This window comes from Thalassolituus sp. UBA2590 (genome assembly GCF_002339775.1).
Classification (GTDB): domain Bacteria; phylum Pseudomonadota; class Gammaproteobacteria; order Pseudomonadales; family Oceanobacteraceae; genus Thalassolituus.
On sequence record NZ_DDKU01000069.1, the window covers coordinates 20,322 to 29,644 of the forward strand.

10 protein-coding genes are annotated in these 9,323 nt (G+C 52.5%); all 10 read right to left on the minus strand.

From position 1 onward, the window contains the following. Entirely contained in the window at positions 1 to 1,713 is a 1,713-nt protein-coding gene (ggt, locus tag B2067_RS06525; RefSeq protein ID WP_301387850.1) for a gamma-glutamyltransferase, read from the minus strand. 72 nt (positions 1,714 to 1,785) lie between these two features. Next, entirely contained in the window at positions 1,786 to 2,043 is a 258-nt protein-coding gene (locus tag B2067_RS06530) for a YfhL family 4Fe-4S dicluster ferredoxin (protein WP_068435219.1), read from the minus strand. Positions 2,044 to 2,095: 52 nt separating this feature from the next. Then, entirely contained in the window at positions 2,096 to 2,578 is a 483-nt protein-coding gene (gene coaD / locus B2067_RS06535; RefSeq protein WP_068436960.1) for a pantetheine-phosphate adenylyltransferase, read from the minus strand. Positions 2,579 to 2,658: 80 nt separating this feature from the next. Further along, on the minus strand, positions 2,659 to 3,723 hold the full coding sequence (locus B2067_RS06540; protein ID WP_301387852.1) for an FAD:protein FMN transferase: 1,065 nt from the start codon (positions 3,721 to 3,723) through the stop codon (positions 2,659 to 2,661). 4 nt (positions 3,724 to 3,727) lie between these two features. After that, the gene (locus B2067_RS06545) at positions 3,728 to 4,183 is read right to left on the minus strand and encodes a TlpA family protein disulfide reductase (protein WP_301387853.1); all 456 of its coding nucleotides are present in this window, start codon (positions 4,181 to 4,183) and stop codon (positions 3,728 to 3,730) included. Next, on the minus strand, positions 4,180 to 5,349 hold the full coding sequence (locus B2067_RS06550; protein WP_301387854.1) for a DUF3570 domain-containing protein: 1,170 nt from the start codon (positions 5,347 to 5,349) through the stop codon (positions 4,180 to 4,182). Before B2067_RS06550 ends, B2067_RS06545 begins: the two co-directional genes overlap by 4 nt. Continuing rightward, a complete protein-coding gene (locus tag B2067_RS06555; RefSeq protein ID WP_068436954.1) occupies positions 5,340 to 5,564 on the minus strand; it encodes a DUF4266 domain-containing protein in 225 nt (74 codons plus the stop codon). Before B2067_RS06555 ends, B2067_RS06550 begins: the two co-directional genes overlap by 10 nt. A 119-nt stretch (positions 5,565 to 5,683) precedes the next feature. Further along, positions 5,684 to 7,072, minus strand: a complete 1,389-nt coding sequence (locus B2067_RS06560) for a succinylglutamate desuccinylase/aspartoacylase family protein (protein ID WP_301387856.1) — start codon at positions 7,070 to 7,072, stop codon at positions 5,684 to 5,686. Positions 7,073 to 7,310: 238 nt separating this feature from the next. After that, positions 7,311 to 8,330, minus strand: a complete 1,020-nt coding sequence (locus B2067_RS06565; protein ID WP_301387858.1) for a hypothetical protein — start codon at positions 8,328 to 8,330, stop codon at positions 7,311 to 7,313. Then, positions 8,330 to 9,323 (minus strand): hypothetical protein (locus B2067_RS06570; protein WP_301387860.1); only part of this gene is annotated, 994 nt, incomplete at its 5' end. The genes B2067_RS06565 and B2067_RS06570, both read right to left, overlap by 1 nt.

Genomic DNA, 9,323 nt, shown 5'->3' on the forward strand with positions numbered 1-9,323 from the left:
TTACTGAGTGATGACTCTCGCGCTGCCAATGCCGCGTGGGTCTGAAGCGGCGGTAACTTCGCCGCTTTTCTTATCGATCAGGATGGCCTGCATATTGCCGTATTCACGGCCGACATCCTGGAAAGAATGACCGCGCTTCTGCAACTCGGTCATGGCTTCTTCAGAGATCACGCCCGGTTCGTGCTGTATAACATCGGGCAGGTACTGGTGATGAATGCGCGGACGTGCGACCCAGTCTTCGACGGGTTTCCCTTGCAGGTATTCCAGCGCACCGAGGAAGACCATGCTGATAATACGGCTGCCACCCGGTGTTCCCAATACGGCAATGCTGTCTTCAGATTCCAGCATTGAAGGCGACATGGATGACAGTGGGCGCTTACCCGGAGCAATCGCATTTGCTTCATTGCCAACCAGACCATAAGCGTTTGGCTCACCCGGCTTGGCAGAAAAATCATCCATCTCGTTATTAAGTAGTACGCCGGTACCCGGAATCGTGTAGGCAGAACCAAACGGCAGGTTAATACTCAGGGTGGCTGATACACGGTTTCCTTCTGAATCAACGACAGATAAATGCGTTGTGTGGAAACCTTCCTGAATATTTTTAGGGCCATTTAATTCGGTGCTCGGCGTCGCCTGATTCATATCGATGCCGGCTGTCCATTCTTTATTACGCTCATCACTGATGAGTTTTTTCATTGGGACATCAACAAAATCCGGGTCTCCGAGAAATTCAGCACGATCGCGATATGCACGGCGCATGACTTCGGTGAGCAGGTGTATCTGATCGGCTTCATTCATGCTTTGCCAGTCAAAGGGCTCAAGCATTTTCAGCATCTGGGCAATCGCGATACCGCCAGAAGAGGGCGGTGGCGCACTGATTAACTGAGTGCCGCCTAGTGTCACTTTGACTGGCTCACGTTCTTTCACTTCGTAAGCCGCGAGGTCGTTCAGAGTCCAGTCGCCGCCCGCCTTGTTGACCTCGTCGACCATAGTCACTGCCAGTGGGCCGCGATAGAAGCCATCAAAACCCAGGTTAGCGATGCTACTGAGGGTATTTGCAAGATCCGGCTGCTTGAGCGTAAAGCCGACCTCTGGAATTCGGCCGTCATCAAGAAAAACTGAGGCACTGGATGGGTAGCGTTGAACCGCGTCGAGTCGGTAGCTCATCAACTTCTGATAATGCGGATCGACAGGAAAGCCTTCGCTTGCCTGGGTGATGGCATCGGCGAGGGAGCGTGTAAGTGGTAACTTACCATAGTGCTCAGCAATATAAGCGAATGCTGCTGGCTGCCCGGGGATACCACCCGCGGTCGCGCCATTTACGGCCTTGTCTCTGTCGACGTCTCCGTTTTCATCCAGGTAGTAATCCCGGTGGAAAGACTGTGGTGCTGTCTCGCGGGCGTCGATAAAGCGATACTGCTTCTGATCAGCATCGTACAGCAGCCAGAAGCCCCCGCCACCTATCCCAGCGCTATAGGGTTCGACAACGCCCAGGCTGGCCGCAACGGCGATGGCAGCATCAAAGGCATTGCCACCTTCGGCCAGAATATCAAGGCCTGCCTCTGTGGCCAAAGGGTGAGCACTTGCTACGGCTACTGTGCCTGAGAATGAATCAGGCTGAGTATCGTTCTGAGCACAGCCCGTAACAGCAGTAGCAACAGTGAAAATGAGAGCGCTGGTGGCGAAAACTCCAGCAAGCCAGGTGCGGCGCATAAAAAAGCCTCCGGTGACAGGAGGCTCTAGTGTCTTACTCGCAAGCGCCGGGCGCAACCGGCGCGGGCGGAATCAGGCGATTTTCTTGCCCGTCAGGCGCTCGTACTTAGCTTCGAGCTCTTCCTGAGTTTCCATGTTGTCGTCATCCTGTGGGATGCAGTCGACCGGGCATACGAGCTGGCACTGAGGCTCATCGTAGTGACCTACACACTCGGTGCATTTTGCCGGATCGATTTCGTAAATTTCTTCTCCCGGAGTGATCGCTTCATTCGGACACTCTGGCTCACACACATCACAGTTGATGCACTCATCAGTAATTATCAAGGCCATGACTAACCTCCATCAGGGAATACGGCTCAGGAAATACGCTTGCTGAGGCGTATTATGCCTCAGTCTGGTATTTTTTCAGAGTGTTAGCGACGGTTGGATGAACCAGCGTACTGATATCACCTCCCAGAGCTGACACCTCGCGCACGATCGTCGACGACACATAGGAATATTGCTCTGCAGGTGTCAGAAACAAGCTTTCGACGTTCGGTGCCAGTACGCGATTCATGTTGGCGAGCTGGAATTCGTATTCGAAGTCCGAAACTGCACGCAAGCCGCGCAGAATGATGTTGCCGCGCTTTTCTTTGACGAAGTCTGCAAGCAGGTTGCTGAACCCGACAACTTCAACGTTATGCAGGTGGCCCAGTACGCTCTGAGCCAGGTCTACGCGCGTTTCGAGATCCAGCAGCGGGCGCTTCTTTGGGCTTGCTGCAACGGCGACGATAATGTGATCAAACATGCGGGCTGCACGTTCAATCAGATCGGTGTGGCCGTTGGTGATAGGGTCAAAGGTGCCCGGGTATACAACTGTATTCATAAAATCAGCCTTATGGGTGATATCTGCGCGAATAGTAATAGATGGGTGGGGTCTGGGCAAATGGCAGGAGACGTCATACTTTACATAGAGATATGCGGCAGGGTACTGACGATCTCCCCGCGCTTGTCGATAATCAGCACCTCGGCCTCAGGCATATTCTCTATCAGTGTAACGCCCGTTTCTGGGCCCAGTACAAACACGGCAGTCGCCAGAGCATCAGCGAGATACGCCCGGGACGTCAGCACGGTCACACTGCGGCTCTGATTGGCAGGATAGCCAGTATCCGGGTCGATAATGTGATGGTAGCGAATGCCGTTTTTCTCAAAGTAGCGCTCGTAGTCTCCGGAGGTTGCGACGGCGCCGTTGGCGACCGGCAGTACGGCGATCAGACTATCTGTGTTGTCTGGATGTTGTATGCCGACTTTCCAGCGCTTGGCACTGTTCTTGGCATTGTCTTTAATAGAGGCTCCCGAGCTGGCGTACAGATCACCGCCCGCATTGATATAGAACACCTCGAAACCGGCGTTACGGATAACCTGCACCGCGCGATCAATCGCATAGCCTTTAGCAATGCCTCCGAGGCCAATCTGGGTTCCTGCCTTCGTCAGAAAAACAGTCTGTTTTTCTTCATCTAAGACGACGTGTTGATAATTAATGGAAGCGGCCGCGCGCTTTAATTCGGCCGCTTCAGGGATCGTTTTTTTTCGAAAGTCCCAGAGCTTGCCCGCGCTTTTAAAGGTGATATCAAACTTTCCGCTACTAAGCTCTGATATGCGCAGAGCTTCGCTGATTAAACGAAATACTTCAGGTGACACCGGAACGGCTTTCTCGCCTGCCGCCTGGTTAACCGCACTGATTTCGCTGTTGGGTTCCCACTCAGAGAATACCTGAGTCACGCGTTTGATTTCTTCGATAGCGCTGTCTATTGCCGTATTCGCTGCTTTCGCCGAGTAGCTGTCGCTGGTCAGAAGAATCTGAAAATCGACCGTGGTTGTCATCAGGCTGGTGGACCTGTTGACCGAAGGCGTTGCCTGATTTTCTGAAGTGCCGCTGATGCGTTCAGCGGCATATGACGGGTTAACAAAGAGGCTCAGGCTAACCAGAAAAATACACCGGGCACGCAGTTGTCTGAGCGGAAAGACCACGGAATTATTGCTCTGCCGACAGAGTATCGAGAGCGGCTTTAAAGTCGTCGTCAGTCCGTCGACCGCGATACACCGCATCTCCTTTGCTGTTGAGCACAATCAGAGTCGGCGTGCCCCGCACTTCGAACTGATCTCCGATGATCAGATCCGGGTCACTCAGGGATGGCCAGGGGAGTGCGCGCTCTACTTCTACCTGGCGACCATCTTCTGGATTTTTATTCACGTTAAGGCCGAGCCAGATAAACTCCGGGTGGTCTTTTAACTCCTTTTTTAAGTGTGGAATTTCTTCCATGCAGTAGCCGCACCAGGACGCCCAAACAATTAACACAACTGGTTTTTCGGGCTGATTAAAATCTATAGAGTAGTTGTCGTTATTCAGCGTTGTGTAGTTTCCAGCGAACGACGCGATTGAAAATAATAGCGCTGAAAAAGCGGATAAAAATAATGAAGTTAATTTCATAATGCGGTGTACCATCCTAGTGTCAGCCAGTAAAAATTCAGGTCATCTGAACGACGATAAAAATTAAAGCCGATATCGTAATCTGATGGTGCTTTGGTGAACCAGCCTGCTTTCCGGTAGGACAGAACCAGTCCCGCGCTGTGGCCATCAAAATGTCCAAGATCAGAGTCACTGGTCTGGTAAGTCTGAGGTGCACGGAATTGTTCGGAAAAATATTCTGTGGCCGTTTGCGTGTAAAACCGATAGCTCGGTTCCAGTGTTAGTTGCCCGTCATTCAATCGATAGAAATAGCGAGCTTCGAATGCCTGAGCATCCAGCTCCCAGCTGTCCTGATAATGACTGAGGCCCAGTTGTACGGAGTCGTCACCGATGGCGTGCTTATAACGAACGGACACTGTATTGCGTACGCGTTCGTCAGGAAGGACTTCAAAGCCACGCTCTCCGTTATCGAAGAGTACGGAATTAAATGATGTGGCTAACATGCCGCGCTGGCGGCTGTAGACCCAGGACAGGTTCATCAGCGATACCGGTGACAGCGTCTGAGTCAGGCTGAAGGCCCCGGTGGCGGTATCGCGCGGCTCGTCGGTTTCTTTGCTGCCGTCGTAGCGGATCATGCGAACCGTATCATCATAGAATTGAAAGTCTGCACTGAGTTGGGTCGACTCTTCGTTTAATGACTGTGAAATACCAAATCCGTAGCCGGTGCTGCGGTAAGCGTATTCCTGACCGTAACTGGTATGCAGGGTGAAACCCGTACGGCTGTTGCTGCGATACTTCCAACGCCCTTCAAGATTGAAGCGCCCGGGGTTATAGCCGGTGGCGCCTGAGACGGTTTCTGCTTTATCGCGGGCGTCATCGTAGGAGGCAGCGGTGACCAGGTCGCCCACGGCTTTAAAGCTTGCTGCGTTATTTTCATTGAGTCGTTGCTGAAATAACAGAATGCCTTCATAGATGGTCGCATCTTCTTCGATGGTCGGGTTCCCCCCTGAGCCACCATCATCTTCCTGCTGGTAAACAATCCCCCGGGCGGCAAAGATGCTGTCGAGTTCATCTGTCGTAGGGGCAGCCGCCTGAACAGCTGTCGTTACAGCAATGGCACAAGCGATAGTCAGTATTCGCAGGAGATAAGCAGGGCGAACTGCTGTGATCAGACGTGTCAGTAACACCCGCAACCTCCACCACCACCGCCGGTAAATACGCCGGATGCGCCTTCGCGGGCACTGTATACATCGGCTTCGATTTCGCTCTTCAGCGGCGTGCTGTCGAACGCCATATCCGGCTGAGACAGGCGCTCTCGCTCGTTAAAGCGTACTGGGGTACAGGCCGATGCGGATACAACTAGTAAAGTCAGAATGCCGCAGCCCAGATATTTAGTATTCATGCTGTGCGTACCAGATCTGCAATGCAGGTATAGTAACAGCTATTGCAGGACGCTTTATGACAGTCTCGTCATACCAGCATGAAATACTCAGCTGGACACCTCATTTCCGACATTACTGATTACTCAGCGTTCTCAGAGCCGCCCTCAGAGTCGCTGATTTTTTTCATGCTTGCTTCGGTGTCTTCCGGGGCGGGCGCTGTTTCCGGGTCGTCGGGGTACGACTGAACCGAACCTGATTTCTGACTTTCTTCTTTCAGTTCTTCCTGCGCTTCTTCTTTAGCCTCTTCCGGGGTCTTGGCTTCGCCGATGTGATAGGCAGCAAAACCCGTCTGAACGACCTGATTGAAGGCCATGCCGATAATTTTTCCGGACAGAGGAGAAACGATATCGCTGCCTGTATTGGATACCGGATCAACAACACGACCCAGCACATCGCCCTCGCGAACCGTGTCACCCAGTTCAACATCAGACATGAGTATCCCGCCCTGATCGGATCTTACCCACTCAGAGTGATAGAAAACTGGCTGAGGCGTTCCCCAGAAGCGCACCGTAGGCTGGATGTCGAGATTCTGCAGCAATGTTTCAAGCGCTTTGACACCGCCGTCGACAGAGCTTTCATCCAGGCTGTTTGGTCCACCGGACTCCAGCGTTATTGCCGGAATGCCGAGATCGGTTGCGGCTCGGCGCAGAGTCCCTTCACTGCCACGGCCATGCAGTACAGTGATACCACCCAGATGGCGGCTGAATTCGAAGACGGTTTCATTGCTGAGGTCGGCACGGATCTGCGGAAGGTTAGTGCGCTTCAATGAGCCTGTATGAAGATCGACGAGAAAGTCGCAGTTACCGCGGATGATCTTATTGAAGAATGAATAGGCAATACGCGAGGCTGCGCTGCCGTTTTCGCTGCCCGGAAAGTAACGGTTCAGGTCGCGACGGTCAGACAGGTAGCGGCTGGCGCGACGGAAACCATCGAGATTAACAATCGGAACGCCAATGACAGTGCCGTTCATTTTTACCGGTTCGAGCTGGTACATCAGACGTCGCACCATCTCGATGCCATTCAGTTCATCGCCATGTATCGCGGCGGTCAGGCATACCCTGGGCCCAGGATTTTTCCCATGCGCAACCAGCACCGGCACCGGGGTGTCGATACTGGCAAACGACTGTCCGGGGCTCCAGTACAAAGTCTGGAACTGTCCGGGGGGGATGCTGGCGTTGAGAAGGCTCAGGCTCTCGACGACCGGGGCTGTTTCGACGCCTTGTTGGCTTTCTGGCGGTGGGGCTTCGGTGGTTTCAGGCTCTTTCGTATCACGTTCGGTGGATTCAGACCCTATCACTTGCGGATCGGGCGACGCTGTTTTTTCCGCGTCTGTTGTTTCGAGGTCCGTTCTTTCCTGATCGGCGCTTTGCAGAGCTGGTGGGGTACTGGAAGGTTGCTCCTTTGAAGCAACCGCAACTGCACAGGGAGTAGCAAGCAGGAACGCTGTGAATAAAGCAAAGTACTTCAATCGAGAGCGCCTGAATGAAAAGCATGTGAATGAAAAGCACGGAGCGATTGAGAAATACGATTTCTCAGGAGAAAACATAACTACAACTCAGTTTGTCGAATGTTCTGAGTCTAGACCATGCTGTTCGTATAAGGTTCGTTCAGAGCGTGTATTTGTGAATTGCTCAGAAAGGAAGGTATTTGCAGAAATAAAAAGAGCGGCTGAGCCGCTTTGATGGTCCGACATCAAACATCACGCTTCATGTATCTTGGGGTGGTTCAGATTGAACCTTCTTGGTATGCGTTCCTGTATTTGTTTGCTGTCTAGCCGCTTCGGCTTCAGTCATCTCTGCTTTATTTTTCAGGTAGGCTTCGATATCAATCGGCGCGAAGTCTTTAGTCAGCGCGGTATCTGTCAGCCCGGCTTGAGCACGTTCCAACTGTGCCTGAGACTCCGGCGACAGCTTCACTTCAACCGAGTCGATAACCTGTCTGATTAAGGTGCGCATGGGCTCGGAAGATGTCCATTTTTCGATGTCTTCAACGGTGCTGTTGTCAGCTGTACGGCGGTGAACTCGTCTAAATTCTAAGTTAACTCGGGCTAAAATATTCTCGGTAACAGGGAAGGCAATCTCATATTCATCCTCGACGTCATGAGAAACCCCTCTGACCTCTCTCTTTCGTTCTGCCTTATAACTCACCATAGGGAGTGGTGACTGGGTAGACGGCTGCCAGTCGACCGGCACTCGCCAGACTCGTGCCATATTATGCATTCCATATCCTTCAGAAATAACATCCATCAGCGCTAACTCGAAAACCTTAGGGTTAAAATACGACCCTAGCGGTTGCTCTATCCGGCGATTAAGGAATATCGTCATATGCACGGTTGCCAAGGCTCCGCTAAACCAGGGGCCATAAAAATCCCAGGCGCGCCCGGTTAATACCTGGACGAACCACCCTGGTGCGCCGTTGTCATCGATACGTAGGCGCGGTGGCTGGTTCCGTTCGTAGATATCGCGTTCTTTTTGCTCTTCGTCGGTCAGATCCGAATACCACTGATTTTTGTAGGGGGTATTATCCGGTGCATCGGGCAGGTCGTAGTATGGTGCCGCTTCCTGGCGTGGACGCAGGAGGTTTTGTTTTGCTCGGGTTTTAGGTGCTCGCAGCGAGATTTCCGTCCCAGCGATATTGATACGCAGTGGCTTAGCCTTGCTGAAATCCGGACCTTTGGTCGGTGTTGGCCCGCTGCGTTCACGCAGCTTGAGAGGGACGTAGAACATCAGAATTTGTCAGAGCCACGCTCAATACTGTTCAGATTCTCAGGCTGAATCTCTTTCTCAGTCGTTTCTGCGGCGGCTTGTCGCTTTGCAGCTTCGGCTTCAGCCATCTCTGCTTTATGTTTCAGGTAGGCTTCGATATCAATCGGGGCGAAGTCTTTAGTCAGCGCGGTATCTGTCAGCCCGGCTTGAGCACGTTCCAACTGTGCCTGAGATTCCGGCGACAGCTTCACCTCAACCGAGTCTATAATCTGTCTGATTAAGGTGCGCATGGGCTCGGAAGAGGTCCATTTTTCGATGTCTTCGAAGTCACTGCCATCAGGGCGCCAGCGATGCTTGCGCATGAATGTCAAATTAGCTCTGGCTAAAATATCGTCGGTAACAGGAAATACAATCTCATATTCATCCTCGACTTCATGGGGGACCCCTCTGATTTCTCTCTTTCTTTCTGCCTTGTAGCTCACCATAGGGAGCGTTGACTGGGTGGACGGCTGCCAGTCGACCGGTACCCGCCAAACCCGCGCCTTATTGTGCATGCCATATCCTTCAGAAATCACGTCCATTAGAGCTAACTCGAAAACCCGGGGGTTAAAATACGACCCTATCGGTTGCTCCATCCGGCGGTTCAGGAAAATTGTCATATGCACAGTTGCCAGAGTTCCGCTAAACCAGGGACCATAAAAGTCCCAGGCGCGCCCAGTCAGTACCTGAATATTCCATCCAGGAGCGCCATCATTATTAATCCGCAACCGTGGGAGCTTGGTCTGCTCGTAATAATCCCGTTCTTTGCGCTCTTCGTCGCTCAGGTCGCAATACCACTTATCCTTGTGAGGTGTATTATCAGGTGCATCGGGCAGGTCGTAGTAAGGGGCGGCTTCTTGCCTTGGGTACGCATAGTCAATCGGTGAGCTGTTTTTAGGTGCTCGCAGCGAAATTTCCGTCCCGGCGATATTGATGCGCAGCGGCTTGGCCTTGCTGAAATCCGGACCTTTGGTC

Coding starts and splice junctions, on each gene's coding strand:
- ggt (WP_301387850.1), bottom strand. CDS start 1,713: ATGCGCCGCACCTGGCTTGCTGGAGTTTTCGCCACCAGCGCTCTCATT.
- coaD (WP_068436960.1), bottom strand. CDS start 2,578: ATGAATACAGTTGTATACCCGGGCACCTTTGACCCTATCACCAACGGC.
- B2067_RS06530 (WP_068435219.1), bottom strand. CDS start 2,043: ATGGCCTTGATAATTACTGATGAGTGCATCAACTGTGATGTGTGTGAG.
- B2067_RS06565 (WP_301387858.1), bottom strand. CDS start 8,330: ATGTTCTACGTCCCTCTCAAGCTGCGTGAACGCAGCGGGCCAACACCG.
- B2067_RS06555 (WP_068436954.1), bottom strand. CDS start 5,564: ATGAATACTAAATATCTGGGCTGCGGCATTCTGACTTTACTAGTTGTA.
- B2067_RS06545 (WP_301387853.1), bottom strand. CDS start 4,183: ATGAAATTAACTTCATTATTTTTATCCGCTTTTTCAGCGCTATTATTT.